Raw genomic sequence first — 26,914 nt, 5'->3', positions numbered from 1 at the left:
GTCCGGAGAGGAAGCTCATGACCGTTCATGCCGGTTTGGCCCGTCGCGAAGCGTCGTCCCGACGCTCGATGGCGTTAGCGCCCACCTGCCGTGGGCTGAACTACTTTGCGATCGACCGGAGCATTCGGGATCTGCTTCCCCTGTACATGGAAGCGCCGCTGCTGGCGCAGCTCGGGCCGCATCTCGCCGAGCTTGGCGCGCTTGCCGGAAGTAAGCTCTACGATCTGTCCGATCAGGCCGAGCGCCATCAGCCGGTGCTGCATCCGCGCGATGGCTATGGCCGCGATGAGGAGTGGGTCGAATACCACCCGGCTTACCGGGAGATGGAGCGGATCGCATTCGGACAATTCGGTATGCACGCGATGTGCAATCGAGGTGGCGTGCTGGGCTGGCCCTCGGTGATGCCGCCGATCGCAAAATACGTGTTTCACTACCTGTTTTCGCAAGCCGAGTTCGGCCTGCTGTGCCCGGTGAATCTGACCGACAGCTCGTCCGAGCTGGTGCGACGTTTCGGCAGCGACGAGCTTCATAAGCGCTATCTGCAACGCATGTGGAGCCAGGATCCGGCCACGCTGTTCAAATGCGCGCAGTTCATGACCGAGAAGGCGGGCGGCTCCGATGTCGGTGCGGCCGAACTGACCGCCGTGCGCGATGGCGCGCATTGGAGGCTCTATGGTGAAAAATGGTTCTGCTCCAACGCCGATGCGGAGCTTGCCGTGTTGCTGGCACGGCCGGAGGGCGCAGTCGGCGGCGGGCGCGGCCTTGGCCTGTTCCTGATGCCGAAGACGCTGCCGGACGGCAGCCGCAACGCCTATCGCATCGTGAGGCTCAAGGACAAGCTCGGCAGCCGCACCATGGCCAGCGGCGAAATCGTGTTCGATGGTGCCGTCGCCTATCAGCTCGGTGAGCTCGATCAGGGCTTGAAGCATATGCTGGTGATGGTGAATTCCAGCCGTGTCTCGCATCTGGCGCGCGCCGCCGGCATGATGCGCCGCTGCCTCAACGAGGCGCTTCAGGCCTCGCGCCATCGCAACGCCTTCGGCCGCGCAGTGGTCGATCATCCCCTGATGCGCCGGCAGCTCGTCAAGCTGATGGTGCCGACCGAGCAGGCGCTGTCCGCGCTACTCTATTCGGCAACCGCACCGGAGAAGGTGCTGCGGCTGCTGACGCCGATCGTCAAATACCGGGCCTGCCGCGACAATGTCACGGTGGCGACCGGTGCGATGGAGGCGCGCGGCGGCAACGGCTACATCGAGGACTGGCCGAACGCGCGGCTGGTGCGCGATGCCCATCTCGGCCTGATCTGGGAGGGCACCAGCAACATCAACGCGCTCGATGCCGTGCAGCGCGCCGTTGGAAAGGTCGGCGCGCACGCCGCCCTGCGCGACGATCTCCTCACCCGGCTCGCGGACACACAGGGCATTCCCGGACAGTTTCGCACGCGGCTCGATGGCGCGGTCAATGGCGCGCTGCGCTTTGCGGAAGAGGTCGCGTCCCGCAAGGAGAATGAGCGCTTCTGCCGGGCCGCGGCGGGCAAGCTCTATCACGCCGTCACCGCCGCGCTGTTCATTCAGGAGGGCTTGCGTCTGGGTGCATCCGGCGGCGACGCCCGCCGCCTGCTGCTCGCGCGTTTCGTGCTGGAGCACCGCGTGCAAGAGCCGAACACGTTGAACCTGGAGAGCCAGCGCTGGGAGGACGAGGCCATCGACCTGTTGCTGGATGAGGCGCCGGTGCCGTTGTCGCGCGCGGCCGCGCTGCTGGTGAGGTAATCGCGATGGATCAGTCGGCCCAACGCGAACTCGCTCGCCTGCTTGCGACCCTGCGCCGCGAAGGACGCCAGCAGAGCGGCCTCGACCAGCGCCTCGTGCCGCCGGACAAGCCGACCGCCTATCGCGTCGCGCGCATGGTCGAGGAGGAGCTCGGCTGGACCGTCGCGGGCTGGAAGATCGCAGCGATGAAGGAAGGGCTGCAGCGCGAGTTGCGTACGGATTCGCCGATCTATGGCCGGGTCTACGCGCCGCTCATCAAGGCGTCGCCAGTTACGGTCGAGTATGCACGTCAGTGCAGTCCGATTCCCGAAGTCGAGTACCAGGCGCTGCTCGGCGCCGATCTTCCGCCGCGTGAAGCTCCCTACAGCATCGAAGAAGTCAAAGAAGCCGTCGTTTCGCTGCATCCGGGCGTGGAGCTGGCCGAGTGTCGTTTCGTCCACGACGCCGCGTTTCCTCCTTTGCCCGCCATCCTTGCGGACGGAGCCGGCAGCGGGACGATTGCATACGGTCCGCCGATCGAGAATTGGCGGCAGCGCGACATTGCCGGCCAGGAGGTCGTGCTGACCTGCAACGGGACGCTGAGGCGGAAAGGCAGTGCGGCGATCGCGCTGGACCATCCGATCGTGCCGGTGACATGGCTCGCCAACGAACTCTCGCGGACCGGCATCGGCCTGAAGGCGGGGCAGATGATCAGCACCGGCACGGTGACGGGAATGTTGAGACCGAAGGCTGGCGAGACGTTCGTCGCGGATTTCGGACCTTTCGGCAGCGTGACGGTGACATACGCGTGATCTGATCGAACTGACAATCTTCCAAGAACAACAGTCGGACGTGGGGGCGCGATGATGTCGTGGTCACACACCCAACCGGCGAGGAGTTGGAAACGGCATGGCGCCAGCCTTGCCTCGAGGGAGGGGAGAAGCCTATGGGATTGATCAGTCTTTGCCGCAAATTACTTCTCGTGTCAGCCGTTGCGTTATCCATGCCTGCGATGGCGAGGGCGGAATTTCCCGAGCGACCGATCAAATTCGTGGTGCCTTTTGCCGCCGGCGGGCCGACGGATGCATTGGCGAGATCTCTCGCCGAGGGGGTCCGGGCCAAGCTCGGCCAGCCCGTCATTGTCGAAAACCGGGCTGGCGCCGGCGCCAATGTCGGAGCCGACTTCGTCGCGAATTCGCCAGCTGACGGTTACACCCTCCTGTTCGGGACATCGGGCCCGCTCGCCATCAATGTGAGCCTGTACACCAAGCTCAGCTACGATCCGATCAAGAGCTTCGATCCGGTCATCATGATCGGCAAGATGCCGAACGTGCTCTCGGTGCATCCCTCCGTGCCGGCGCAGAATGTGCAGGAGTTGATCGCGTATGCGAAAGCCAATCCGGGAAAATTGAGCTTTTCCTCGTCCGGCAACGGCGCATCGACGCATCTCGCTGGCGTCATGTTCAATGCCATCGCCGGCACCGATATCCTGCATGTGCCTTACCGCGGCGGCGCACCCGCGATCAACGATCTCATCGGCGGCCAGGTTCAGATGAGCTTTGCCGACATCTTCGTCTCCGCACCTCACATCAAGGCCGGACTCCTTCGCGCGCTCGGCGTGACGACGATCGAGCGGACGCCGGTTCTGCCTGATGTGCCGACCTTCGACGAGCAGGGCCTGAAAGGTTTCGATGTCAGCGTGTTCTTCGGCGTCGTCGCACCGAAGGGCGTGCCTGAGCCGATCATCGCGAAGCTCAATGCGGCTTTCGTCGCCGCCATGAACGACAACTCGATCAAACCGATTCTCGATGCGCAGGGAATCATCCCGGCGCTGTCGAGCAGTCCCGCCTATCTGGGGACGTTCATGGCGCAGGAAATTCCAAAATGGCGGGACGTCATCAACTCGATCGCACTGCGAATTGATTGAGGCGGGAGAAGCCATCGGCAGTCGTGGTTCGCCAGGGGGCGGTAATTCACGGTGCCGATGACGAGCCGCCGGCAGGGCACATGAAGACACGAGCTTGGCCCCGAGCGAACCACTGGAGAGAGGATCTTATGTTTCAACGTAGCAGTTTGATGATTGCGATCGCGGCGCTCGCCATGTTCGTGCCCGTCTGCGCCGGCGCACAGGAATACCCGATCAAGCCGATCACGCTGATCATTCCCTGGCCAGCCGGCGGATCGACCGACCTCACCATGCGCGCGATCGCCGAGAGCGCCTCGAAGGTGCTGGGACAACCGATCGCGATCGACAACAAGGCCGGAGGAAGCGGCACGGTCGGCCCAGCCACCATGGCCGCATCCGCGAAGCCCGACGGCTACACCATCGCGCAGCTCCCGATGGGAGTGTTCCGCCTGCCGCTGATGCAGGAAACCCCCTGGGATCCGTCGAAGGACTTCAGCTATATCATCCACCTCTCGGGCTACACCTTCGGCGTCACGACCAGTGCGGAAGGTCCGTTCCAGACATGGCAGGACGTGGTCGACTACGCCAAGGCCAATCCGGGCAAGGTCACCTATGCGACGCCTGGCGTGGGCACTTCGCCACATGTCGGCATGGAGCAGATCGCTATGCTCGCGGGCATCAAGCTCACGGCTGTTCCGTTCAAGGGCGGCGCGGAGACGAATGCCGCGGTGCTCGGCCAGCACACCATGCTGCAGGCCGACGCCACCGGCTGGCGTCCGCTGGTCGACGCCGGCAAGCTGCGCCTGCTGATGGTGTGGACCGCGAGCCGCTCGCCGAACTTTCCCGACGCGCCGACGCTGAAGGAGCTCGGCTATCCCGTGGTCTACGACTCGCCGTTCGGCATAGCCGGCCCGAAGGGCATGGATCCCAAGATCGTCGCCAAGCTGCACGACGCCTTCAAGAGGGCGCTGGATGATCCGGCTGTGGTCGCGACGCTGTCCAAATACGACATGGTGCCGAACTACAAGAACAGCGAGGACTACAAGAAGTTCGTCGTCGAGGTCACGGACTCCGAACGCAAGGTGATCGATGCACTCGGGCTCGGCAAGAAGAACTGAGCCATGAGTGACAACAGCAACGTCAAGTTCCGTCCCGACAACACCGAGCTCTGGGGCGGGCTGATCGGTCTCGGGCTCGGCCTCTTCGTGATACGGTCGGGGCTGCACCTCAAGCTCGGCACGATCCACGATCCCGGCTCGGGTTTCGTGCTGTTCTACACCGGCATCCTGATGTGCGCGTTCGCTGCAACGATCATCGTTGCCGCGCTGGCCGACGGCGGACCGACGTTCGGCGCGCGCTGGAAAGATGTGCACTGGGCCAAGCCTGTCATCGTCATCGCGTGTCTCATCATGTTCGCCTTCGCGCTCGATCCTTTCGGCTTCCTGCTGTCCTCGATCCCGCTGATGCTGCTGCTGATGCGTCTGATCGATCCGGTACGCTGGGTCCTCGCGGTGCCGATCTCCGTCCTGGTCCCCGTCGGCATGTGGTGGCTGCTCAAGCATGGGCTTGGCATCCAACTGCCATCCGGCATGTTCGAAATCGGCTGAGCGCTCGCCATGGATACTCTCGTCAATGTCGCGCATGGGTTCGGGGTCGCGTTGGCGCCGATCAACCTGCTTTACTGCTTCATCGGCGTCTTCATCGGCACGCTGGTCGGCGTGCTGCCGGGCATCGGGCCAATCTCCGCGATGTCGCTGCTGCTGCCCGTGACGCTCTCGGGAACACCGGAATCCGGTATCATCATGATGGCCGGCATCTACTACGGCTCGATGTATGGAGGCTCGACCACCTCGATCCTGGTCAACATCCCCGGCGAGGCAGCTTCCGTCGTCACTTGCATCGACGGCCACCAGATGGCGAAGCAGGGCCGCGCGGGTCCCGCGCTCGGCATCGCCGCCTTCGGCTCCTTCATCGCCGGCACCTTTTCGCTGGTCGCCTTGATGCTGGTCGCGCCGAAGCTCGCGAGCGTCGCCATTGTCTTTGGTCCCACCGAGTATTTCAGCCTGATGGCGCTCGGGCTCGTGGTGCTGACCTTCCTCAGCCAGGGCTCGATGGCGAAGGCCTTGTTGATGGCCTGTATCGGCGTCGTGCTCGGTCTGATCGGGCTCGACAGCATTACGGCGCAGCCGCGCCTGACGTTCGGCCGCATGGAACTGATGGACGGCATCGGGCTCGTGCCTGTCGTGATGGGCCTGTTCGGCGTCGCCGAAGTACTGCTCAACACCGAGCAGTTGATCCGGCGCGACATTATCAATGCCAAGATCACCCAGCTCTTTCCGAACCAGGAGGATTGGAAGGCGAGCGCTGGCCCCGTCGGCCGCGGCACCATTCTCGGCTTTTTCCTCGGCATCCTGCCGGGCGGCGGCGCGGTAGTAGCCTCTTTTGCTTCCTATGCCCTGGAGATGCGGCTCTCCAAGACTCCCGAGCGCTTCGGCCACGGCGCGATCGAGGCCGTCGCGGGGCCGGAATCCGCCAATAATGCCGCCGCCGGTGGCGCCTTCATTCCGCTGATGACGCTTGGGATTCCACCGAACGTGGTGATGGCGCTGCTGCTAGGCGCCTTCGTGATTCACGGCCTGCAACCGGGACCGCTAATGATCACGCAGAACCCCGGACTGTTCTGGGGCATCGTCGCCAGCATGTATATCGGCAACCTCATGCTGCTAGTGCTCAATTTGCCGATGATCGGCATGTGGGTGCAGCTCCTGAAGCTGCCCTACAACATTCTGTTCCCCCTCATCATCCTCTTCACCATCATCGGCGTCTATTGCAGCGGCAATAACGTGTTCGACGTCTACGTCATGATCGCGTTCGGGATCATCGGCTACTTCATGCGCAAGCTCGGCTATGAGCCGGCACCGCTGGTGCTCGCCTTCGTGCTGGGACCGATGCTGGAGAACAATCTGCGCAAGTCGCTGATCCTTTCGCAGGGCGATCTCGGCACCTTCGTGACGCGGCCGATCTCGGCGGTGTGCCTCGCGCTTGCTCTGGTGCTGCTGATCGGACCGCTGTTGCCGACGCTGCGCAGAAAGCGCGAACTGGTGGCGCTTGACGAGGGAGCCTGACGTTGACCTGTGCGGCTCTCGCTTCTCGACGCTATGGCTTGTCGATTGCGCTCTTCAGCAGGAGCTCGAGCTCGTGACTGACCTCCTCCAGGGGTTGGGCGCTACGCGCAGCCCTGCACATGGCGACTGTACCTTCGACCGATGCGACGATCAGCGTGGCAAGCCGCCGTGCGCGCGACGCGGTGAGGCCTTCCTGCTTCAGCGCATTGGACAGGATCTGCTGCCAGTCCGCAAAGATGCCCTGAGCGAGATCAAGCAGATGGCGCTGGACCGCCTGTCCGCCGGCGGTTTCCTGATCGGAGGGATCGCTGACATATTCCTCGACGGCAACTGCCAGGATAGGACATCCGGCCTGATAATTCGTCTGCTCCAGCGTCCTCTTCCAAAGCGTGATGAAGGCGCGCAGGCCGGCCATGGCCCCCCGTTCGCTGGTGAGATGCCGCAGGGGACCGCTGACCTGGGTGCCCGCAAAGACAATGGCATCTTCGATGAGCTGCCGTTTGCCCCCGGGAAAATGATGGCTGATCGATCCGCGCGGCGTGCCGGTGTGGCGCACGACCTCCCGTACGCTCGTCGCATTCACGCCGCGGCGGCTCATCAGATCGGCGGCCCCGGCCACCATTTTCGCTCTCGTATCGGACGTCATCGGGCACCTCGTCGTCCGACGCTACAATATGACAGTTGACATAGCTAGCGCCGTGTGGGTGTATGTCACATGACATAGTCAGCCCCGGAGAGCTCGAGATGACCTTTATCCACGTGATGACCCCGCAAGGCCGATTGACCGGTCAGCAGCGCCGGGTGCTTGCCAAGACACTGACGGATGCCGTGCTGGTGCCTGAGGTCGGCCGGCTCGTTACCCAGGCACGGCGAGGTTACCAGGTGCATTTCCTCGAGCGCCCGCTCGACATGATCGCGCACGGCGGAGAGCTGCTCTCGGACCAGCCGAGCGACGTCATGGTGGTGGACGTCGTCGTGATGGATTGCTGCTGGACCCGCGAGGATCGAGCCGCCGTCATTCGCAATGTGCTGAGGGCGCTCGCCGATGCTTGCGAGATGAAGGAGCCCGCTCCGAGCTGGTGGGTCAATTTCCGCATCATCGAAGAGGGCAATTGGGGCTCCCGCGGTGGCGTGCTGTCCTTCCTCGACATTCTCCAGGAGGGCGCAGCGACGTTCCCGCCGGAGCGGGCAGCAGCCATTCGAACCGCACTCGCCATCAAGAACGACAGGTAGACAGGAGACGCTCGCATGACCACCGAAGGCACGATCCGCACCGAGGCGCATGATCACATCCTGAAGATCATCATCGACAATCCCGCGAAGAAGAACTCCTTCTCCCCACAGATGATGGATCTGCTGTCGGACGCGTTGACCGAGTTGCACGACAACGACGGCTACTGGGTCGGCGTGATTTGCGCGGAAGGCAAGGACTTCACCGCGGGCCTCGACATGCCGAAATTCTTCGGCCCGAACGCCGAGAAGCGGACTGTCAAGGAAGGCAATGTCGACGTTTTCGGCCTCACCAAGCGCTGCAAGAAGCCAATCGTCACCGCGACGCAAGGCATCGTCTACACCGTCGGCATCGAGCTGATGCTGGCCGGCGACATCGTGGTGGCCGCCGACGACAGCCGATTCTGCCAGATGGAGGCCAAGCGCGGCATCGCGCCCCTGGGCGGCGCTCACTTCCGCTATCTGTCCCGCGCAGGCTGGGGTAACGCCATGTACCACCTCTTCCTGTGCGATGAATTCACGGCGCAACGCGCCCGAGAGATCGGTCTCGTTCAGGAGGTCGTTCCGGCCGGCCAGCAGATCGGCCGGGCCATGGAGATCGCGGCGATCATCGCCCGCAACGCACCGCTTGGGATTCAGGTGACCAAGGAAGCGGCCGCGAAATACACCGAGCAGGGTGAGGCGGCTGCGATCGCCTGCATTCCGGCGATCCGGGACCGTGTGCTCAAGAGCGCCGACGCGCGCGAGGGCATCCAGTCGTTTATTGAGCGGCGGCCAGCAGTCTTCCAGGGACGGTGAGCCAATGCCACAAGCATCTTTGTGACGGGCGACAGGCGGATGAAGGTGGCTGATAACCAGATCTTTGGACAGTCATCAGCCCCTGGGGGCCTTCTTCGTTGAACGACGCAGCGTTGCGGGATGCAAGGCACCCCCAAAGCCTGTCTAGATTGCATTGCGGTCGGGCGATTTCGGCTGATGGCTTGACTTGAAGGCCGCCTTCGCCCGCTCACGCAGGCGCTGGAAAACCACGTAGAGCATCGGCACGATGAATATTCCGATCGAGCTTGCGGCCAGCATGCCGGCGAAGACCGCCGTGCCGACGGCGCGCCGGCTGAGCGCGGCAGCGCCGGTCGCGATCACGAGCGGCAAGAGGCCCAGGATGAAGGCCGCCGAGGTCATCATGACGGCGCGAAAGCGCATATGTGCGCCCTGGATCGCGGCCTCGTCGAGCGGCACGCCGGCCTCGCGTTGCTCCTTGGCGAACTCGACGATCAGGATGCCGTTTTTGGCGGCAAGCGCGATCAGGACGACGAGGCCGATCTGACCGTAGAGGTCGAGATTGAGCCCAGCGATCTGGATGCCGAGATAGGATCCGAGCACGCCGACGACGACCGAGAGCAGCACGGGGATCGGAATCACGGTGCTTTCATAGAGCGCGACCAGGAACAGATAAGCGAAGAGGACGGCGAGCATAAGCACGATGCCGGTCTGGCCGGCCGCCTGCTGTTCCTGGTAGGCGGTGCCAGTCCACGCGAAACCGTACCCCGGCGGCAGAACATCCTCCGAGATCTGCGCCATGGCGGCGATCGCGGTCCCGGAGGAGATGCCCGATGCCGGGCTGCCGTTGACGGTCACCGAACGATAGTTGTTGTAGCGGGTGATGACCTGTGGCCCGGTCACGATCTTGAGGCCGGCGAGGGATCGTAACGGCACCATCTCGCCCGAGCTGTTACGCACATGGATGCGCCAGACATCGGACGTATCGGCGCGATCGAATGCTTCACCTTGCAGATTGACCTGCCAGGTGCGACCGAACAGGTTGAAGTTGTTGACGTAGATGCCGCCAAGCGTGGCCTGGAGGGCAGTGAAGATGTCGTTGACGGTGACGCCCAGCGCCTGGGCCTTGCGGCGGTCAATATCGAGATAGAGCGATGGATTGGTCGCCGTGAATGTCGAGAATACGCGCGCGAGCTGCGGATCGGCATTGGCTGCGCCGATCAATGCGTTCGTGACGCTGGAGATCGCGGCCGGGGCCTGACCTTCCAGGGCCTGCAATTGATATTCGAAGCCACCGCCGGTGGAGAGCCCGATGATCGGCGGCAGGTTGAACGGTAGCACATTGGCTTGCCGCATCTGCGCGCCGGCGGCGAAGGTCTTGGCGATCAACGCCTGGGCGGAATCCGTTGCCGTCTTGCGGTCGGCGAACGGCTTCAGTCGCGCCACCACGAGTGCGCTGTTCGGCTCGGAGGCTCCGTCGAGCAGGGAAAAGCCGATTACCGCGAGGACGTGGTCGACGGCCGGCATCTGTTTCAAGATGTCCTCGATCTGCCGGGTGGTCTCGCTGGTCCGCGCGACCGATGCGCCGTCCGGCAATTGAACCGAGGTGAAGAAGGCACCCTGGTCCTCCTCGGGCAGGAAGCCCGTCGGGGTCACCAGCGACAGGCCGAAGATTCCTGCGGCAAAGGCTGCCACCAGCAGGAGCGACAAGGCTGCCATGCGCACCAGCCGGCGGACCGCGCCGCTGTAGCGATCGCGCACCCAGTCGATGCCGGTAAGCATGCGGCCGATGATGCCGCGGCGCTGTCCTGTATGACGCAGCAGCAGCGCACAAAGGGCTGGCGACAGCGTCAGGGCATTCAATGCCGAGATCATCATGGCGGCGCTGATCGTCACCGCGAATTGGCGGAACAGCGTGCCCGAGATACCGGGAATGAAAGCGATAGGCACGAACACCGAGAGCAGTACCAGCGTGATCGCGACGATCGGCGCGGTGATCTGGCTCATGGCTTTCTTGCTGGCCTCGGCCGGAGACAGGGCAGGCTCCTCCGCCATGACACGTTCGACATTCTCGACCACGACGATGGCGTCGTCCACCACGATGCCGATCGCGAGCACCATTGCGAGCAGGGATACGGTGTTGGCGGAATAACCGAGCGCGAGCAGGACGGCGAAGGTGCCCACGAGGCTTATCGGGACCGCGACGGCCGGAATAGCGGTGGCACGCATGTTTCCGAGGAACAGATAGACCACGATCACAACCAGGACGAAGGCCTCGCCCAACGTCCACAGCACCTCCGTGATCGTGTCGCGTACGAATGTGGTGGAGTCGTATTGCACGAGATAACCGAGCCCTGCCGGAAACCGGCCGGACAGCCGCTGCATCGTGTCCGCGACCGCACGCGCGGTGGTCACCGCGTTGGCGCCGGGGGCGAGGTAGATCGCAATCGGAACTGCAGCTCGCCCGTCGATCCGGGCTTCGCTGTCGAGATTTTGCGCGCCCAACTCGACGCGGGCGACGTCCTTGACCAGCAGTGAGGATCCGTCCGGCTCGGCGCGCAGCACGATGTTGGCGAATTGATCGACAGTGGCGAGGCGGCCCATTGTCTGCACGTTGAACTGGAACTGCTGATCGTCGCTGATCGGCCGCGCGCCAATGCGGCCGACGGGAGCCTGGACGCTCTGTACGCGAATGGCGGCGACCACGTCCGAGGGGGTCAGGTTGAGGCTTGTGAGGCGCTGCGTATCGAACCAGATCCGCATCGAATAATTCATCCTGGCGAACAGATTGGCCTGGCCGACACCCGGGCTGCTCGCAATCGCGTCCAGCACGTTGATGATGGCGTAATTGGTGATGAAGAGCGGGTCCTGCTGACCATCTGCACTGTAGAGCACCAGGAACTGCAGGATCGAAGAGGATCGTTTCTGGACGGTCACGCCCTGCTGTTGCACTTCCGTGGGCAATTGCGACAATGCGCTCTGGACGCGATTATTGACGTTGACCGTGTTGATGTCGGGATTGGTGCCGAGCGCGAACGAAACCGTCAGCGTATAGCTGCCGTCGTTGCCGCTGGTCGATTTCATATAGAGCGCGCGGTCGACGCCGACCACCTGCGCCTCCAACGGCTGTGCGACGCTGCTCTCCACGACCTCGGCGGAGGCGCCGGGAAAGTTCGCGGCTACGGTGACCTGCGGCGGCACGATATCGGGAAACTGCGCCACCGGGATCTGCGTGAGCGCCAGCGCGCCGGCAATGGTGATGACAAAGGCGATCACCATCGAAAGACGTGGCCGGTCGACGAAGACGCTCGATATCATTGGCTACCGCCCTTGCCGGTTCGGGGCGGCGGGGCGCGCCCGCCTTGCGGAGTCGCCTCGCCGGTTGAGTCTTTCATGCTCGACAAGATCAGCGGACTTGCCGGCTCTGGAGAGACGGTTTGGCCGGCGCGAACCCGCTGCAGCCCTTCCGCGATCACCTTGTCACCGGCCGTCAATCCGCTGATGACGGCGGCGATCGTGGGAGTCGATTGCCCGAGCTGAATGCGCCGCTGCTCTGCCTTATCGTTTGCCCCGACGACAAGAACGTAGTCGCCGCGCTGGTCGGACAGCACCGCCGAGCGCGGGATCGCCAGCACCTCGACAGGCTGGACTCCTTCGAGGACGACGGTGACGAATTCGCCGTTGGTGAGCTCGTGGACGGTAACGCCTGCGGCCGAGGGAGCGCGCAGGATCGGGTTGGCGATCTCTCCACGCACCGTGATCGTGTCGGTGTTCTGGGCGATGGTGTTGTCGACGAAATTCAGCTTGCCGGATTGCCCATACATGCGCCCGTCGGGCAGCCGCAACCGGATCGTCACCGCCTCGAGGCCGCCTTGGGGGCCGTAGCGTTCGCGCAGCTCGAGCCCCTGGCGGAGCGGCACCGGGAACGTGACATACATTGGATCCTGGCTGACGATCGTGGTCAGCACGCCCGAACTCGGACTGACGATGTTGCCTTCCGTCACGGCCGTGCGCCCGATCTTGCCGTCGATCGGCGCGCTGATGATGGTGTAGTCGAGGTTGATCTGTGAGGCCTGGACCTGCGCCTGCGCAGCCTTGACCTGGGCCTCGAGGCTGCGCTGGCTCGCGAGCGCGGCATCGTAGGTCGATTGCTGCCCGGCCGGTCCGCCAAGCAGGGTGCGGGCGCGCTCGGTGGTCAATCTGGCATTCTCGAGCGTCGCTTCGAGCTGTGCCACCTCCGCCTGCTTGGCGGCGACATCGGCCTCGAACGGGCCGCGTTCGAGCTTATAGAGCTGCTCGCCTTTCCTGATTTCGGCACCCTCGGTGAACAGCCGCTGCTCCAGAAATGCGGTGATGCGAGCGGCAATGTTGACCTGGTTGATGGCCTCGATCCGGCCGAGAAACTCACTGCTCTCGGTGATCGGCCGCCGCGCCGCTTCGACGACGCCGACGGCGGGCGCAGGCGGGGCCGGCTGCGGCCGCGCGGGTTCGCCGGCTAGTGTCACGAGGCTCGCCGCCAGCAGTCCGAGCCGGACGTCAGCAAGGTTCATCGTCCGCTCCCTGCACCAGGCTCGGAACTGCCGGCGTCAGGCCTCCGCGATTCGACCAGCTGAGCTAGTCCCGCGCGGTTCGGTTGCTGCGCGCCGGCTCGTCGTAGCCCTTGCGATGGCTATAGAACATCAGCGCGATCAGGCCGCAGCCGAGCACCAGAACAAGGATGGCGGCCGCCGCCAGCACGATGTTTCCGTAAAGCGGCATCGAGGGTGTCGCCGTCCAGACTGACAGGCAGAACCAGCTCGCGCCGAGGAAAAGCACTGCAAGCACGGCGACGAGGATCCATTGGTTCTTGTTGCGTACCATTTCCTCATCCTCTTCGGACTACCAGCGCCATCCGCAATGACGGCGCCCACGATGCCACCAGCAAACCCAGCGGCGGCGCCGGCGCGGTCGCGGGCCCCAGCCAGGATGAGAAGGGCCCCAGCCGGGCCGCGGCGGAGGTCCCCATTGCACCGGGATGGCGCGATCCCCCGGTGCCCGGCCGGCCCGAGAGAGACCGGGATCGGCCGGCATTGCGTCCGCAACACCGATGAATTGAGCGCCGGACGCTCCGATCGCGGCGACGGCAATGGTGTTCATCGCAAGGCTGAGGAAGACGCGGCGACTGGGAGCATCCATGGTTGTTCTCTCCTCTGTTATCCGGTCGTTCGCACCGATTGCAGCGCGTAGAGCAGCCATGCCAGGCCATGAGCAATCAGGTCGACGCCCAACAGAAAGCCGAGAGCCCAAGCGCTGATGGTGGGGAAGCCGAACAGGACCAGCACGCCGGCGATCACCGCGAAGACGCCCGAGATCAGCATCATCCATCCGTTCTGCCGCCAATAGGCAAAGCTCAGCACGCATCGAATGACCCCCGAAGCGAACAGCACCGCGCCGAGGAAATAGGTCAGGATCAGCGCGCCCGAGACCGGCTGGGTGAGCAGCACGACACCGAAGGCGAGGTAGAGCGCGCCGAGCACGACTTGCCAAAGGAACCCGCCCCACCCCTTGGTCCAGAAGGCGTGGGCAATCTCGAATGCGCCGGCGGCGATCGCGGTGAGCCCGATGAGCTTGACACTGACGACGGTGGCGAAGGCAAGGTCGCCGAGCGCGAACAGGCCGGCGGCGATCAGGACGACGCCGAGGAGCGCACAAACCCACAGCGGCGGAGCAACCACGGCATCGAGACTTCCGCGACTGTCATACACTGTCATGCGATCCTCCTGGGCGGTTACGGCCCGAACGAGCATGCATCGGATCCTAGCTTCGAACACCCGACGCCGACATCGGACGAAACCCTGAACAGCGGGGCGGGAATGTTCTCATCCTCTCCCTGCGCGAACCGGCATCAGGAGCGGACCGAACCGGGGACCGAGACGGCGGGATCAGAGCCCGCCTCGCGGTCCCAGTGTCAGCTGAGTTACGCCAGCCGCGAGATTGAGCCCGATCGAGCGTTCGACCGAGATCGGCTGCAGCATCACGCTCCTGCGCGAGCCGCCGACCAGGACGTTGGCGCCGAGGCCGGGACCGAATGCAAGATTGCCGCTCGCGCCGACGTAACTGCCGCGCAACGTGCCGGGGCCTATCCGCGAGTTCCTGGCGAGGACGGCCCACGATAGCGCGCCGGCGCTGGTCACGCCGATATCAACGCCGACGCGCCGTATCCGCCCCTCGTAGACGTACTGCCGGGGCGGGCGCAGCGCGTTGAATACGCAACGCAGCGCCTGCGTCGATCCAAGCACCAGTCCGACGCGTGGCTCCGAGAAGCACAGGAGCCTGCCCACCCTGAATCTCTCGGCTTGCGCGGGCGAGGTGACGGCGCAAAGAACGAGTGATGCGCCAATGGCGGCAAGATATCGCAACGTTCGCATTCAATCCTCCCGGTGGTTCGTGATGTCCCTGGCGCTCTGCGAGGGGCTGCCGTCCTGACGCCACCAGAACGAGATGGCGAGGCCAATCAGCAGCACTGCGCCGAGCAGGAAGAAGAAGATGGATTGCTTCAGCCAGGAAATCGCCCGAACGGCGGCGCCCATCGCAAGGCCAAGGAAGGCGATCTGCAACGACAGCAGGCTCAGGCCCGCAAGGAACGTGCCGAGCGCGAGCAACGTCAGCAGGACGAGTCCCGTTGCAGGGGTCGGAAGCAGTTGCTGCACGCCGGAGATCAGCATGATGTTCATCGTGATCAGGACCGCGATCCAGTGCAGGGCCTGCGTCCAGATCAGCCGGATCTGGCCCTCCTTCCCCTCGATCTCCGGCCACTTGGTGACAACGCAGACGACGCCGATGGCGAGCGCCAGGAATTCCCAATAGCCGGTCAACGGCTGGTGCGAGACGTTGGTATAGGCAACGCCGACGATGGCGAGCAGCAGCGCGACGACGTAGGGGAGTTGCTGCCACAGGAAACGCGCCGTCGTCGAACGCGCAGGGGCATCACTCGGCTGCGCTTCGAATTCGCTCATGGCTGCTCGCTCGCAATTAATGGCGGCTTGGGATCGCCGCCCAGATAGTCCTCGACATAGAACCTGACGATCGCAACCCGACCGATCGCAACCAGCGGCATCGCGACCGCGACGCCCATGACGCCGAACTGAGCGCCGAGAAGGACGATCGCAACCAGTGTCCACGCCGGCGGGGTCTCGACTGCCTGGCGCTGGATCAGTGGGCCGATCACGTAGCCTTCGATCGACTGGATGATGGTGTACACGGCGACCGCCCAGATCAGGGGCGATGCGCCGAGCGGCATCGCGACGAGCGCGATGGGGATCGCGGCAACGATCGGCCCGAGATAGGGAATGAAGTTGGACAGACCGGCCTGAAGTCCAAGCACGAAGGGACCGGGCAGCCCGATAAGATAGAGCGCGAGCCACACGCACAACGTCATCAGCATGATGCGGATCAATTGTCCGACGAACCACAGCCGCATGACGTTGCCCATCTCGTCCATCACGGCGCGCGCACGGGCGCGATGGGAATGCCTGACCAGCGCGATCACGCTTTCGCGGTGGCCGGTGGGATCGAAAGCGAAGAGAATGCCGAGGAACAGGATCACCAGCACGGCGGTCAGAACGCTCGATGCTCCGCCGAGCAGAAATTGAGCGTGGCTGAAGAACCGGCCCTGATCGGCGAATAGCCATTGTGCAAAGTCGCGGCCCCATTCCGGGCCGAGCAGGTCGACACCATACGACAGCAGGTGCTCCTGGAGCAGGTCGACCTGCGCATCCATCACTTTCAGAAGCAGACGCGTCTGTTCCGGCAGCTTGCGCGCGCCCCAGGCGAGGCCAAAGCAGGAGAGCGCGGACAGAAGCAGGACAACGAGCGTCAACCGCCAGGCTCGTTTGAGTGGAAGGACCGGCGCCAAGGTTCGCGCCAAGGCGTCCAGAAAGGCGGCGAACAGCACCCCGGCGAAGACAATCAGGAGGCTGGAGACCGTTTGCCAGATCAGGAACAAAGCGATGCCGGCGGCGAGCAGGGTGAGACCGACGGCCAGCAGACTTGGCCGTCCGGCCTCTCCGGTCTCGTCGACAGCGGTCTCGTGCCGAGGGAGTTCTCGGTAGTTTAGGGAGCGCATCCGGGAATCGCTGTCAGGTTGATCCATTGAAGGGGCCACTACGAGGTCTCAGGTGCGAAGGCGCCGGCTGCCATAATGCGGGTGTCTGCCACCGCGATGACGCCAGTACCGGTGCTTTGTCGGATTGGTGTTGGTGTTCGGGGGCGCCTGCTTTTTGGATGCGGCGGTGCCGGTCTCCTTTGCCATCGCCGCGCTGTTGTCCTTCGATTGCGCGAGCGTGACGGTGGGTGGCGCCGTGACGGCCAGCAACCCGGCGAGCAGCAAGCTGCAACGCGTGATCGTCATGTTCATGTTCGCCTCCCTACAATTCAAAGACGCTGGGTCAGATCGAAAGGGCACCGACGGCGAGCCCATAGACTCCGCCGCCCGCCGCGATTGCGACCGCTGCAAACAGGATGGCTTCGGTTCTCGTGAAGGTGCTTTCCTTGCGCTCGCGTTTGGCCATCAGGAACAGCAAGGTTCCGGGCGCGTAGAGGATCGAGGACAGCAGGAGAAACTTCGGGCCGCCGGCGTAGATCATCGCGGCGGCGTAGAGCGTCGCAACGGCGGCGCGGATCCAATCGGTCGTGCGGGCGCGCTCGCCGGCGTTATAGGTCTCGCCGGTCGATGCGAGCTTGAGGCCATAGGCCGCGACGAGGACGTACGGGATCAGCGTCATCGCACTCGTCATCTTGAGTGCGAGCGTGAAGGCATATTCGGCGAACCAGCTGACGAGCAGAAACGCCTGGATCACGCAGTTGGTCAGCCAGAGCGCACCCACAGGAACCTTGTTCGCATTCTCACGCGCGAGAAAGGACGGCATCGTGTGGTGTATCGCCGCCGAATGCAGGATCTCCGCGGCGAGCAGCGACCAGGACAGATAGTTGCCGAGGATCGAGATCAACAGCGCCACGCTGATGAACACGTTGCCCCAGCGCCCGACCATTGATTCCATCACGCCTGCCATCGACGGCGTTGAAAGATCCGCCAGCTCGTTCCGCGGCAACACGCCGTAGGAGAGCAGCGTCACCAGGACGAGCAGGCAGAGAACGCTCAGAAAGCCCACCACCGTTGCAATGCCGATGTCCGCGCGATTCCTGGCGTAGCGCGAATAGACGCTCGCGCCCTCGACGCCGACGAAGACGAATACGGTAAGCAGCATCGTAGAGCGTACCTGGCTCAGCACCTGTCCGAGACTCGGCGGCTCCGTTCCCCAGAAATTCCGCACCAACAGGTCGCGATCTAGAACGAACGCGGCCACGACGATGAACAGGAGTATCGGAACGATCTTTGCGAAGGTTGCAATCGTGTTGAGCCTGGCCGCGCCCCTGATGCCCCGCAGGACTAGAAAGTGCACACTCCACAGAAGCAGTGTCGCCGATGCAATGGCCGTCGGTGTCGTGCCGTCGCCAAAGATCGGAAAGAACTGCCCGAGTGTGGCCTTGATCAGAATGAGACAGGCGACGTCGGCAAGACAGCAGCCGATCCAGTAGCCGGCTGCCGAGGCGAATCCGATGTAGTCGCCGAATCCGGCCTTGGCGTAGGCATAAATGCCGGCATCCAGTTCCGGTTTGCGCTGCGACAGCGACTGGAAAACGAGCGCCAGCATAAGCATGCCCGTCCCTGCGATGATCCATGCGATGATCGCACCGAAGGCGCCGGTGGCGCGTCCGAAGGCAGCCGGCAGGGCGAAGATACCGGATCCCACCATCGATCCGATCACAAGCGCAATCAACGCGTTGCGGGAAAGCTCTTGATCGGCCTCGTTCGACGAAGACGCCATGACGGAAGGTGGCCTCCCAATCCGGAGCGCGGCGGTGGTCACATCTGCCGACCGCCCCCCGCGGACGACCTTAGAAGTGTCTGCCGCATGCGCACATCAGGGATTCTCTGTAGGAGGTGAGGGCAGAAAAATCAGCCGCCGCCCGGGGCTCCGCAAGCCGTCTGCGGCGGGCTGGCCACAAGCACGACGCCGCCGCGGCAGAATTCACCGGCCTTGGCGAGCTCGGCGGCGAGGCGCCTGGCGTGCAGGATGGCTGCATCCTGATCTCGGCAGTCCTGTCCGATCCCGTCGGGAAAGAGGCCGTATTTGTCGGCGATGTGAAAGAAGAAGCGCATGGCATGGGTTAGATCGCGACCCGCCCGGCTTCCAAGTGACAAAGCTGTAAGGAGCGTAGGCCAAAAGGCTTAGACGTCGTTCCAAGCTCTCGCATCGGTAATGTGCGGCGTCGCTGCGATGCCCGCAGTTGCGACAGAGAAGGGTAATTTCCACGGGCGGCATTCGGGTGATTGTCCGATGCCGCTCCGGAAGCCCGAGGATTAGTGTCGCCTCCCTCGGCAAAGTCCTGAGGAGGCGGATGTGTCAAATTTCGATCAAGACCTGACTGCGGCAGAGACGACTGGCAGTGCGTTTGCGGTGGACGCCGGCCTGCATGAATACATGCTCCGCATCTACGCTCACATGGCCGCGGGCGTCGGCTTGACCGCCGTTGTGGCCTGGCTGACCTATCAGGTCACAGGCCCGGCACTGCTGCAGAGTCCTTTGATGTGGGTCTTCATTCTGGCGCCGTTGGGGCTGGTGTTCTTCATCGGCTCGCGCATCAACACGCTGTCCGTGTCGACGGCACGGCTGCTGTTCTTCCTCTACGCAGCCTTGGTCGGCGTATCGCTCTCGACATTGTTCCACATCTACACGGACTCGTCGATTGCCCGGGTCTTCTTCATCGCCGCCGCGAGTTTCGGAGCGCTCAGTGCGTTCGGGTATACGACGCGACGCGATCTCTCCGGGCTGGGTACGTTCCTGTTCATGGGGTTGATCGGCGTCATCATCGCAAGCCTGATCAACATCTTTCTGTCCTCGAGCGCGCTCGACTGGCTGATCTCGATCGTTGGCGTCGGCGTATTTGCCGGGCTTACCGCCTACGACACGCAGCGGATCAAGGCGATGTACGACAGCGCGGATGACCATACCGCTGCGGGTCGCAAGTCGGTCATCGCGGCGCTGTCGCTCTATCTGAATTTCATCAACCTCTTCATGATGCTGTTGCGGCTTGCAGGCGGCCGGCGCTGAGATGGGGAGGACGGCGGCTTCAGGCCGCCGGCCGCTCCACCGCACTCGTCAGCGCATCGCGAAGGAGCTTTTCCTTCGTCTCGTCGAGTGACGTCTTGAGCACAACGCCGCCGGCGCTCTTGATCTCGTTGATTACCTTGTCCGCCGTCATGTGCTTGATCAGGACGAACAGGGCCGCGTTGCCGGGCTGGAGGCTGGTCGACAGGCTCTTCATGAAGGCGTCGTCGATGCCGAAATCCGAGAGCGCGCCGCCGAGCGCGCCGGACGCGGCGCCCACCGCGACTCCGAGGATCGGGTTCAGGAACAGGACGCCGATGAGAAGGCCCCAGAAGCTTCCCGTCATTGCGCCCATGGCAGTGGTATTGACGAGTTGATTGAGCTTGATGCCGCCCGCGTCCGTCTTAACGGCAATCACGGCGTCGCTGATTGTGATCAGATATTCCTTCTGCAGCCTGAACAGCTGCTGGCGGACTTCTTCTGCCTTTGCTTCCGACGGATACACGATCGCGACAAGATCGGACATTGACACCTCCCGTTGATCCAAATGCGAGGGAGCAGTCGATGCTACCGTGCAAGGAGACCCGCCGCGATTGGAGGAAACCCCGGACGTTGGCGGAGGAATGTCCCGATGGGGCAGGCACAGTTGGCAAATGCCGAATCCGGGTGGCGTACGACAACCAACAGCACGTCATTTACGCCGCCCGGCCGATATCGGACTGAGCGCTGCCGTCAGCGGCGGCGATTTTGCACGCAGGTGCCCTGGCGCCCGCTCACCGATGCGCGGCATTGGGAGCGGGTCTCATACATGCAGTTGAGCATTCCCTTGATCTTCGAGCACCATGCCAGATCCTGCGCCTGTACGGGCGTCGTCGAACCCATCGCGCTGAGCGCAATGAAGATGGCCGCGGACAGCAAAGCCAGCTTTCTCATGTCGATCCTCCTGTCGTCGTGTGAATCATTCGGAGCCTGAGCGGCCGGTTCCCTTGCCACCTGCTGCTTTGGCGAACGCGCCGCGGCGGGAGCAGGTGCAGCCTTAATGCACCGCTTGCGGCGTTTCCGGTATCGGGTGATTGCCTGACGTTGCCCTGGGAATCTTCTGACTGCTGCCGGAAGGGTCTCCGGACCACGATTGCATCTGTGATCGCTCAGTAGATTTACCGATGGAAGCGAGATGATCTATCGACAAGATCGTCAGCGGAGCAGTTGACCGATGATCATGTCATGCCGATGCGGCCGCTGAACATCGCGCTTGTCGCAGCGGTTACCACGCTGCTGGTTGCCGCCTGTGAAAGAGACCCGGTGGAGGATGCGCCCCCGGCGCCACGTCCGGTTCGCACGACCACGGTCGAGAAGCGCGAGCAGTTAACGCCGTTCACGTTTACGGGGCGTATCGAGGCGGAGGACGAGGTAAGCATCGCATTTCGAATCGGCGGGCGGCTGCTTTCGAACAACACCCGGCTTGGTGATCGCGTCCAGGCCGGCCAGCTTCTGGCGCAACTGGAAGCGCAGAACGAAGCGAACGCGCTACGCCAGGCGCAGGCGGCACTTGCTGCTGCGCAAGGCCAGCTCACTCAGGCCCGCAATCATTTCGAGCGTCAGCAGACGCTGCTGGCGCAGGGTTGGACCACCCGCGCCAACTTCGAAGCCGCGACGCAGGCGCAGCAGACCGCCCAATCGCAGCTCGATATGGCCGAAGCCCAGTTGAGCGCCGCCCACGATCAAGTTGGCTTTACCGAGCTGCGCGCCGATGCGCCGGGCAAGGTCACCGAAACCGGCCCCGCCGCCGGCGAGGTCGTTCAGGCCGGGCAGACGATTGCGAAGATCGCTCGCCAGGACGGTCGCGATGCGGTCTTCGATGTGCCCGCCCAACTGGTGAGAGCGGCGCCTGCCAATCTGCAGGTAACGGTCGCGCTCACGGACGATCCGGCAGTGACGGCACAAGGGCGCATCCGGCAGGTCGCCGCCCAGGCCAACCCGGTCACGCGGACCTTCGAGGTCAAGGTGGGCCTTACCGATCCGCCGGCTGCGATGCGGCTCGGGGCGACCGTGATCGGGCGCGCCGAGGCGAACTCCGGCCCGATGATCGGCATTCCCGCAACCGCGCTGACGAGGATGAATCAACAGCCGGCCGTCTGGGTCTTCGATCCCTCGGCCAATACGGTCTCAGTGCGGAACGTCGACGTGCTGCGGTTCGACCAGGCGCAGGTGATCGTCGCGCAAGGGCTTGATAGCGGCGAGATCGTCGTGACCGCAGGCGTTCAGGCACTTCATCCAGGCCAGAAGGTGCGCGTGCTCGGGTCGGGGCGATGAGTGGATTCAACCTTTCGGAATGGGCCCTGGGGCGACGCTCGCTGGTCGTCTACCTCATGCTGATAGCGGTGGCCGCCGGCGTCCTGTCATATTTCCGGCTGGGCCGGAACGAGGATCCCGCCTTCACGATCCGGACCATGGTCGTTCATGCCGTCTGGCCAGGGGCGACGGCCGACGAGACGATGAAGCAGCTGACGGAGCGCCTCGAGCGCCAATTGCAGGAGACCCCGCATCTGGATTTCCTGCGCAGCTTCACCCGGCCAGGCCTCACGACCATCTTCGTGAACCTCAAGGGAAGCACCAATGCGCGGGATGTCTCCGATACCTGGTACCACGTGCGGAAGACGATCGGCGACATTCGCCATACGCTGCCTGCCGGTGTCGTCGGGCCGTTCTTCGACGACGATTTCGGCGACACCTTTGGCATCGTCTATGGCTTTACCAGCGATGGCTTCGAGCAACGCGAGCTGCGTGACCGGGTCGAGGCGATCCGTTCGCAGCTCCTGGCTGTGCCGGATGTCGCGAAGATCGAGCTGCTGGGCGTACGGGAGGAGGTGATCTTCGTCGAGTTCTCCAAGCAGGAGCTCGCAAATCTCGGTGTCGATCGCACGGCTCTGATCGCGGCGTTGCGGACGCAGAATATCGTGATGCCGGCTGGAACGATTCAGACCGGCACCGAGCGGATATCGCTGCAGGTGTCGGGCAGCTTCCTGTCCGAGCAGGACATCGCCGATATCAACTTCGCCGCCGGCGGTCGCATGCTGCGCCTCAGCGACCTTGCGATGGTGCGGCGGGGCTATGCCGATCCACCCCAGCCGCTGTTCCGGATCAATGGCCGCCCGGCGATCGGGCTTGCCATCGCCATGCGCGACGGCGGCGACATCCTCGCGCTCGGCAGGAACGTCAAGGCGGCGATGGCGCGGATCACCGCTGATCTGCCGATCGGGATCGAGCCCAGCCTGGTGGCCGACCAAGCCGTCGTCGTGGGCAAGGCGGTCGGCGAGTTCATGACCTCGTTGGTGCAGGCGATCGCCATCATTCTGGCCGTGAGCTTCATCAGCCTTGGGGTTCGTCCGGGCCTGATCATCGCGCTGGCGATCCCGCTCACGCTCGCGGTCGTGTTTCCGGTCATGGCGGTGCTTCAGATCGACATGCAGCGGATATCGCTAGGGGCCCTGATCATTGCGCTTGCCCTGCTGGTCGATGACGCCATGACGACGACGGATGCCACGCTCATTCGCCTGGCGTTGGGCGACAGCAAGGTCGAGGCCGCCAGCTACGCCTTTCGGACCCACGCGCTGGCCATGCTTGCGGGGACGCTCGTGACGATCGCGGGCTTCATTCCGGTCGGCTTTGCCGCCAGCGCCGCGAGCGAATACACGTTCTCGCTGTTCGCGGTGGTCGCGATCGCGCTGCTGGCGTCCTGGTTCGTCGCGGTGACCTTCGCGCCACTGCTCGGCGTTGCCATCCTTGTCCCGCCCAAGCAGAAGGGCGCTGCGGCTCCCGGACGGGTATTCCGGCTGTATCGACGCTTGCTGATATCGGCGATCCGCGCCAAATGGCTGACCCTCGGTGGGACCGCCGCGCTGTTCGTCGCCTCCGTGCTCGCGCTGCCGCTCATTCCGCAACAGTTCTTTCCGTCCTCCGATCGGCCGGAACTGCTGGTCGATCTCAGCCTGCCGCAGAACTCGTCGATTTTTGCCAGCGAAACCGCGGCAAAGCGTCTGGACAAGATGCTGACGGGGGATCCCGATGTCGCGCATTGGAGCACCTATGTCGGGCGCGGTGCGATCCGGTTCTATCTGCCGCTCAGCGTCGAATTGCCGAACGACTTCTTCACGCAGGCGGTCGTCGTGGCCAAAGACATCGGGGCGCGTGAGCGGCTGCATGGCAAGCTGGAACGATTCCTCGCCGATGAGTTTCCGAACGCGATCTCGTCGGTGTCTCCGCTCGGCCTCGGTCCCCCGGTCGGATGGCCACTGCAGTATCGCGTCAGCGGTCCGGACGTCGAGTGGGTGCGCGACATCGCGCTCGAGGTCGCACGGATCGTCGGGGCCGATCCGGCCGCCAAGAGCGTGAATTTCGACTGGATGGAGCCCGATCGCCAGGTGCGGATTCGCGTCAACCAGGACGAGGCCCGACTTCTCGGCCTCAGTTCGCAGACGATTTCCACCGTTCTGAACACCGTGATATCCGGCACGCCGGTCACGCAGGTGCGGGACGATATCTACCTGGTCGATGTGGTGGTCCGCGCAACCGATGAACAGCGCGTCTCGCTGGCGAGCTTACGCACGTTGCAGATGCCGATCGCGGGTGGCCGGACCGTTCCATTGAGCCAGCTTGCATCGTTCGAGTATGATCAGGAGTTTCCGCTGATCTGGCGACGAGACCGCGAGCCCACGCTCACGGTTCGGGCGGCCATTGCCGACCGTGTGCTGCCGGAGACGGTCGTCAACAGGCAGGCCGCGGCCATGGCAAAGCTGAAGGCGGCGCTGCCGGCTTCATACCGCGTCGTGGTCGGTGGCACGGTGGAGGAAAGCCGGAATTCGCAGGCGTCCGTCATGGCGGTGGTGCCCGTGATGCTGTTCGTCATGTTCACGGTCCTGATGGCCCAGTTGCAGAGCTTTCCGCGATTGTTGATGGTCGTCAGCGTTGCACCGCTCGGTCTGATCGGCGTCGTCGCAGCGCTGCTGTTGTCGGGGCGGCCGTTGGGCTTCGTCGCCATTCTCGGTGTGCTTGCTCTGCTCGGCATGATCAGCAAGAACGCGGTCATCCTGATCGGCCAGATCGAGGCGGAGCGTTCACTGGGGAAGGGACCCTGGCAGGCCGCGGTGGATGCCAGCAGTTCCCGCTTTCGTCCAATCATGCTGACGGCCGTCTCCACCGTTCTCGGCATGATCCCGATTGCTCCGACGGTGTTCTGGGGGCCGATGGCCTTTGCGATCATGGGCGGCCTGCTGGTTGCGACAGGTCTGACCCTGGTCTTCCTGCCGACACTGTATGTGGCATGGTTCGGCGGAAAGGAGCCGGCCGAAGCTTCCGGTTCTTCGTTCGCGGCCTGAGGGCGTGTGGGCGGTGAGGGTAATCCCGGACCTCGACTAGGTAATCACCTGATTGGCCATGCGCGCTCCACGGCGCATCGTCCGGCTCGCAGCGAGCGACGCGGCCGCTGCGCCGACCATCGTTCGCGGTCCGAGGCCTTCACATGAGCGCGACGCCGTCGATCCAGAAGCTTTCGCTGTTTGCTCTGACGGCCATGGTGGTCGGCTCCATGGTCGGTTCCGGCATCTTCTCACTGCCGCGCACTTTCGGCATCGCAACCGGTCAATTCGGCGCCATCTTCGCCTGGTGCATCGCCGGTGGTGGCATGTACACGCTGGCGCGCGTGTTTCAGTCATTGGCAGAGCGAAAGCCTGAACTCGACGCCGGTGTCTACGCCTATGCGAAAGCGGGTTTCGGCGATTATCCCGGCTTCCTCTCGGCGCTTGGCTACTGGATGGGAAGTTGCATTGGCAACGTGTCGTATTGGGTCCTGATCAAGTCGACCTTGGGCGCGTTCTTTCCCGTGTTCGGTGACGGCAATACCGTCACCGCCATCATCGTCGCCTCGATCGGGATCTGGCTCTTCCATTTCATGATCCTGCGTGGCGTGCAACAGGCCGCCGCGATCAACACCATCGTGACGATCGCCAAGATCGTGCCGATCCTGGTCTTTATCGTCATCCTGATCTTCGCCTTCAAGGCCGACCAGTTCAGCGACAATTTCTGGGGTGGCGAGGACATGCCGGACAAGGGGCTCTTCGAGCAGATCCGCGCGACCATGCTGGTCACGGTGTTCGTGTTCCTCGGGATCGAGGGGGCCAGCGTCTATTCCCGCTATGCCAAGGAGCGATCCCATGTCGGGGCGGCGACGATCATCGGCTTTGTGATGGTGACCAGCCTGATGGTGCTCGTCACCATGCTGCCCTACGCCGTGCTGCCGCGCGCCGACATCGCCGAGATGCGACAGCCGTCCATGGCGGCGGTGCTGGAGGCCGTGGTCGGGCATTGGGGCGCGGTCTTCGTCAGCATCGGACTTCTGGTTTCGGTGCTCGGGGCTTATCTCGCCTGGAGCTTGATCTGCACCGAAGTTCTTTCGGCCGCCGGCCGCACCAGGGATATGCCGGCCCTGTTCGGCACCGAGAACGAGAACAAGGTCCCGGCTGCGGCTCTGTGGCTGACCAACATCGTCGTCCAGCTCTTCGTCATCAGCACCTATTGGTCGCGGGACGCCTTCTCGCTGATGCTCAATCTGACGAGCGTCATGAATTTGATCCCGTTTTTCCTGGTCGCCGCCTACGGGCTCCTGCTGGTCAAGCGGGGCGAGACCTATGAGAAGCGTCCGGACGAGCGTCGAAGCGGGCTGGTCTTTACCGGCATTGCGCTGATCTACACGCTCTTCCTGATCTATGCGGCCGGCATGAAATATCTGCTGCTGTCGGCCATCCTCTACGCGCCCGGCACGGCACTGTATTTGTGGGCGCGCCTCGAGCAGAAGGCGAGAGTCTTCACCTTCGTCGAGTGGATCATCTTCATTGTCGTTGCGATCGGCGCGGTGATCGGCGTTCATGGCCTGGCCACCGGCTACATCACGATCTGAACGGAGCAATTCCGGAGATAGGCCTC

25 protein-coding genes are annotated in these 26,914 nt (G+C 63.7%); 12 read left to right on the top strand and 13 right to left on the bottom strand.

What is annotated here, in order from left to right:
• Positions 1 to 68: 68 nt before the first annotated feature.
• The 6 genes from GGD66_RS09310 (at position 69) to GGD66_RS09285 (ending at position 6,779) form a co-directional block, all read left to right on the top strand.
• Positions 69 to 1,769, top strand: a complete 1,701-nt coding sequence (locus GGD66_RS09310; protein ID WP_183257476.1) for an acyl-CoA dehydrogenase family protein — start codon at positions 69 to 71, stop codon at positions 1,767 to 1,769.
• A gap of 5 nt (positions 1,770 to 1,774) precedes the next feature.
• On the top strand, positions 1,775 to 2,560 hold the full coding sequence (locus tag GGD66_RS09305; RefSeq protein WP_183257475.1) for a 2-keto-4-pentenoate hydratase: 786 nt from the start codon (positions 1,775 to 1,777) through the stop codon (positions 2,558 to 2,560).
• 191 nt (positions 2,561 to 2,751) lie between these two features.
• Entirely contained in the window at positions 2,752 to 3,675 is a 924-nt protein-coding gene (locus tag GGD66_RS09300; protein ID WP_244550612.1) for a tripartite tricarboxylate transporter substrate binding protein, read from the top strand.
• A gap of 149 nt (positions 3,676 to 3,824) precedes the next feature.
• Positions 3,825 to 4,772 carry a tripartite tricarboxylate transporter substrate binding protein gene (locus GGD66_RS09295; protein WP_244550630.1) on the top strand — a complete coding sequence of 316 codons (948 nt, stop codon included), beginning with the start codon at positions 3,825 to 3,827 and terminating at the stop codon, positions 4,770 to 4,772.
• Between the two features lie 3 nt (positions 4,773 to 4,775).
• Positions 4,776 to 5,261, top strand: coding sequence for a tripartite tricarboxylate transporter TctB family protein (locus GGD66_RS09290; RefSeq protein ID WP_092253205.1), 486 nt, complete (start codon positions 4,776 to 4,778; stop codon positions 5,259 to 5,261).
• 9 nt (positions 5,262 to 5,270) lie between these two features.
• Positions 5,271 to 6,779: a tripartite tricarboxylate transporter permease gene (locus tag GGD66_RS09285; RefSeq protein WP_092253202.1), complete on the top strand. Its 1,509-nt coding sequence runs from the start codon at positions 5,271 to 5,273 to the stop codon at positions 6,777 to 6,779.
• A 31-nt stretch (positions 6,780 to 6,810) separates the two neighbouring features.
• On the opposite strand, the gene GGD66_RS09280 is transcribed toward GGD66_RS09285, so the two are convergent.
• Positions 6,811 to 7,425 (bottom strand): TetR/AcrR family transcriptional regulator, encoded by a 615-nt coding sequence (locus GGD66_RS09280; RefSeq protein ID WP_092253200.1) that lies wholly within the window; start codon positions 7,423 to 7,425, stop codon positions 6,811 to 6,813.
• Positions 7,426 to 7,523: 98 nt separating this feature from the next.
• On the opposite strand from GGD66_RS09280, the gene GGD66_RS09275 reads away from it, so the two are divergent.
• Both GGD66_RS09275 and GGD66_RS09270 read left to right on the top strand, forming a co-directional pair.
• Positions 7,524 to 8,012, top strand: a complete 489-nt coding sequence (locus tag GGD66_RS09275) for a tautomerase enzyme (RefSeq protein ID WP_183257474.1) — start codon at positions 7,524 to 7,526, stop codon at positions 8,010 to 8,012.
• A 15-nt stretch (positions 8,013 to 8,027) separates the two neighbouring features.
• Positions 8,028 to 8,807, top strand: coding sequence for a crotonase/enoyl-CoA hydratase family protein (locus tag GGD66_RS09270; protein WP_179735950.1), 780 nt, complete (start codon positions 8,028 to 8,030; stop codon positions 8,805 to 8,807).
• Positions 8,808 to 8,951: 144 nt separating this feature from the next.
• Here the strand turns inward: GGD66_RS09270 and GGD66_RS09265 are convergent, their stop codons facing one another.
• From GGD66_RS09265 to GGD66_RS09220, 10 genes are all read right to left on the bottom strand, one after another.
• On the bottom strand, positions 8,952 to 12,104 hold the full coding sequence (locus GGD66_RS09265) for an efflux RND transporter permease subunit (protein WP_183257473.1): 3,153 nt from the start codon (positions 12,102 to 12,104) through the stop codon (positions 8,952 to 8,954).
• A complete protein-coding gene (locus GGD66_RS09260) occupies positions 12,101 to 13,336 on the bottom strand; it encodes an efflux RND transporter periplasmic adaptor subunit (protein WP_183257472.1) in 1,236 nt (411 codons plus the stop codon). The genes GGD66_RS09265 and GGD66_RS09260 overlap by 4 nt, the downstream gene beginning before the upstream one ends.
• A gap of 64 nt (positions 13,337 to 13,400) precedes the next feature.
• On the bottom strand, positions 13,401 to 13,646 hold the full coding sequence (locus GGD66_RS09255; protein ID WP_183235230.1) for a hypothetical protein: 246 nt from the start codon (positions 13,644 to 13,646) through the stop codon (positions 13,401 to 13,403).
• Between the two features lie 332 nt (positions 13,647 to 13,978).
• Positions 13,979 to 14,536: an HdeD family acid-resistance protein gene (locus GGD66_RS09250; protein WP_018318104.1), complete on the bottom strand. Its 558-nt coding sequence runs from the start codon at positions 14,534 to 14,536 to the stop codon at positions 13,979 to 13,981.
• Between the two features lie 171 nt (positions 14,537 to 14,707).
• Positions 14,708 to 15,193 carry a DUF992 domain-containing protein gene (locus GGD66_RS09245; protein ID WP_183257471.1) on the bottom strand — a complete coding sequence of 162 codons (486 nt, stop codon included), beginning with the start codon at positions 15,191 to 15,193 and terminating at the stop codon, positions 14,708 to 14,710.
• Complete coding sequence (locus GGD66_RS09240; protein ID WP_183257470.1) at positions 15,194 to 15,781, bottom strand: hypothetical protein; 588 nt, start codon at positions 15,779 to 15,781, stop codon at positions 15,194 to 15,196.
• Complete coding sequence (locus GGD66_RS09235; protein WP_179735938.1) at positions 15,778 to 16,890, bottom strand: AI-2E family transporter; 1,113 nt, start codon at positions 16,888 to 16,890, stop codon at positions 15,778 to 15,780. Before GGD66_RS09235 ends, GGD66_RS09240 begins: the two co-directional genes overlap by 4 nt.
• 48 nt (positions 16,891 to 16,938) lie before the next feature.
• On the bottom strand, positions 16,939 to 17,181 hold the full coding sequence (locus tag GGD66_RS09230; RefSeq protein WP_183257469.1) for a hypothetical protein: 243 nt from the start codon (positions 17,179 to 17,181) through the stop codon (positions 16,939 to 16,941).
• A gap of 31 nt (positions 17,182 to 17,212) precedes the next feature.
• Complete coding sequence (locus tag GGD66_RS09225) at positions 17,213 to 18,652, bottom strand: basic amino acid/polyamine antiporter (RefSeq protein WP_183257468.1); 1,440 nt, start codon at positions 18,650 to 18,652, stop codon at positions 17,213 to 17,215.
• A 131-nt stretch (positions 18,653 to 18,783) separates the two neighbouring features.
• Positions 18,784 to 18,987 (bottom strand): DUF6894 family protein, encoded by a 204-nt coding sequence (locus GGD66_RS09220; protein ID WP_018318098.1) that lies wholly within the window; start codon positions 18,985 to 18,987, stop codon positions 18,784 to 18,786.
• 241 nt (positions 18,988 to 19,228) lie between these two features.
• Between GGD66_RS09220 and GGD66_RS09215 the strand changes: the two genes are divergently transcribed.
• The gene (locus GGD66_RS09215) at positions 19,229 to 19,939 is read left to right on the top strand and encodes a Bax inhibitor-1/YccA family protein (RefSeq protein ID WP_183257467.1); all 711 of its coding nucleotides are present in this window, start codon (positions 19,229 to 19,231) and stop codon (positions 19,937 to 19,939) included.
• Between the two features lie 19 nt (positions 19,940 to 19,958).
• On the opposite strand, the gene GGD66_RS09210 is transcribed toward GGD66_RS09215, so the two are convergent.
• Positions 19,959 to 20,462 carry a DUF1269 domain-containing protein gene (locus GGD66_RS09210; protein WP_018318096.1) on the bottom strand — a complete coding sequence of 168 codons (504 nt, stop codon included), beginning with the start codon at positions 20,460 to 20,462 and terminating at the stop codon, positions 19,959 to 19,961.
• A 206-nt stretch (positions 20,463 to 20,668) separates the two neighbouring features.
• Positions 20,669 to 20,869, bottom strand: coding sequence for a DUF3551 domain-containing protein (locus GGD66_RS09205; protein ID WP_018318095.1), 201 nt, complete (start codon positions 20,867 to 20,869; stop codon positions 20,669 to 20,671).
• A 273-nt stretch (positions 20,870 to 21,142) separates the two neighbouring features.
• Between GGD66_RS09205 and GGD66_RS09200 the strand changes: the two genes are divergently transcribed.
• The 3 genes from GGD66_RS09200 to GGD66_RS09190 all read left to right on the top strand — a co-directional run bounded on the left by GGD66_RS09200 (position 21,143) and on the right by GGD66_RS09190 (position 26,888).
• Positions 21,143 to 22,249, top strand: coding sequence for an efflux RND transporter periplasmic adaptor subunit (locus tag GGD66_RS09200; protein WP_246788797.1), 1,107 nt, complete (start codon positions 21,143 to 21,145; stop codon positions 22,247 to 22,249).
• Complete coding sequence (locus GGD66_RS09195; RefSeq protein WP_183257466.1) at positions 22,246 to 25,311, top strand: efflux RND transporter permease subunit; 3,066 nt, start codon at positions 22,246 to 22,248, stop codon at positions 25,309 to 25,311. Before GGD66_RS09200 ends, GGD66_RS09195 begins: the two co-directional genes overlap by 4 nt.
• Positions 25,312 to 25,454: 143 nt before the next feature.
• The gene (locus tag GGD66_RS09190; RefSeq protein ID WP_183257465.1) at positions 25,455 to 26,888 is read left to right on the top strand and encodes a basic amino acid/polyamine antiporter; all 1,434 of its coding nucleotides are present in this window, start codon (positions 25,455 to 25,457) and stop codon (positions 26,886 to 26,888) included.
• Positions 26,889 to 26,914: the final 26 nt, after the last annotated feature.

Source organism: Bradyrhizobium sp. CIR48, from assembly GCF_014198315.1.
Taxonomy (GTDB): domain Bacteria; phylum Pseudomonadota; class Alphaproteobacteria; order Rhizobiales; family Xanthobacteraceae; genus Bradyrhizobium.
Note: the sequence above shows the minus strand (reverse complement) of the source record. Positions and strands in the feature narration are given on the sequence as shown.

What these genes read in the sequence shown, in the direction of transcription:
- GGD66_RS09310 (WP_183257476.1), top strand. Translation starts at nt 69, where the DNA reads ATGGCGTTAGCGCCCACCTGCCGTGGGCTGAACTACTTTGCGATCGAC.
- GGD66_RS09305 (WP_183257475.1), top strand. Translation starts at nt 1,775, where the DNA reads ATGGATCAGTCGGCCCAACGCGAACTCGCTCGCCTGCTTGCGACCCTG.
- GGD66_RS09300 (WP_244550612.1), top strand. Translation starts at nt 2,752, where the DNA reads ATGCCTGCGATGGCGAGGGCGGAATTTCCCGAGCGACCGATCAAATTC.
- GGD66_RS09295 (WP_244550630.1), top strand. Translation starts at nt 3,825, where the DNA reads ATGATTGCGATCGCGGCGCTCGCCATGTTCGTGCCCGTCTGCGCCGGC.
- GGD66_RS09290 (WP_092253205.1), top strand. Translation starts at nt 4,776, where the DNA reads ATGAGTGACAACAGCAACGTCAAGTTCCGTCCCGACAACACCGAGCTC.
- GGD66_RS09285 (WP_092253202.1), top strand. Translation starts at nt 5,271, where the DNA reads ATGGATACTCTCGTCAATGTCGCGCATGGGTTCGGGGTCGCGTTGGCG.
- GGD66_RS09280 (WP_092253200.1), bottom strand. Translation starts at nt 7,425, where the DNA reads ATGACGTCCGATACGAGAGCGAAAATGGTGGCCGGGGCCGCCGATCTG.
- GGD66_RS09275 (WP_183257474.1), top strand. Translation starts at nt 7,524, where the DNA reads ATGACCTTTATCCACGTGATGACCCCGCAAGGCCGATTGACCGGTCAG.
- GGD66_RS09270 (WP_179735950.1), top strand. Translation starts at nt 8,028, where the DNA reads ATGACCACCGAAGGCACGATCCGCACCGAGGCGCATGATCACATCCTG.
- GGD66_RS09265 (WP_183257473.1), bottom strand. Translation starts at nt 12,104, where the DNA reads ATGATATCGAGCGTCTTCGTCGACCGGCCACGTCTTTCGATGGTGATC.
- GGD66_RS09260 (WP_183257472.1), bottom strand. Translation starts at nt 13,336, where the DNA reads ATGAACCTTGCTGACGTCCGGCTCGGACTGCTGGCGGCGAGCCTCGTG.
- GGD66_RS09255 (WP_183235230.1), bottom strand. Translation starts at nt 13,646, where the DNA reads ATGGTACGCAACAAGAACCAATGGATCCTCGTCGCCGTGCTTGCAGTG.
- GGD66_RS09250 (WP_018318104.1), bottom strand. Translation starts at nt 14,536, where the DNA reads ATGACAGTGTATGACAGTCGCGGAAGTCTCGATGCCGTGGTTGCTCCG.
- GGD66_RS09245 (WP_183257471.1), bottom strand. Translation starts at nt 15,193, where the DNA reads ATGCGAACGTTGCGATATCTTGCCGCCATTGGCGCATCACTCGTTCTT.
- GGD66_RS09240 (WP_183257470.1), bottom strand. Translation starts at nt 15,781, where the DNA reads ATGAGCGAATTCGAAGCGCAGCCGAGTGATGCCCCTGCGCGTTCGACG.
- GGD66_RS09235 (WP_179735938.1), bottom strand. Translation starts at nt 16,890, where the DNA reads ATGCGCTCCCTAAACTACCGAGAACTCCCTCGGCACGAGACCGCTGTC.
- GGD66_RS09230 (WP_183257469.1), bottom strand. Translation starts at nt 17,181, where the DNA reads ATGAACATGACGATCACGCGTTGCAGCTTGCTGCTCGCCGGGTTGCTG.
- GGD66_RS09225 (WP_183257468.1), bottom strand. Translation starts at nt 18,652, where the DNA reads ATGGCGTCTTCGTCGAACGAGGCCGATCAAGAGCTTTCCCGCAACGCG.
- GGD66_RS09220 (WP_018318098.1), bottom strand. Translation starts at nt 18,987, where the DNA reads ATGCGCTTCTTCTTTCACATCGCCGACAAATACGGCCTCTTTCCCGAC.
- GGD66_RS09210 (WP_018318096.1), bottom strand. Translation starts at nt 20,462, where the DNA reads ATGTCCGATCTTGTCGCGATCGTGTATCCGTCGGAAGCAAAGGCAGAA.
- GGD66_RS09205 (WP_018318095.1), bottom strand. Translation starts at nt 20,869, where the DNA reads ATGAGAAAGCTGGCTTTGCTGTCCGCGGCCATCTTCATTGCGCTCAGC.
- GGD66_RS09195 (WP_183257466.1), top strand. Translation starts at nt 22,246, where the DNA reads ATGAGTGGATTCAACCTTTCGGAATGGGCCCTGGGGCGACGCTCGCTG.
- GGD66_RS09190 (WP_183257465.1), top strand. Translation starts at nt 25,455, where the DNA reads ATGAGCGCGACGCCGTCGATCCAGAAGCTTTCGCTGTTTGCTCTGACG.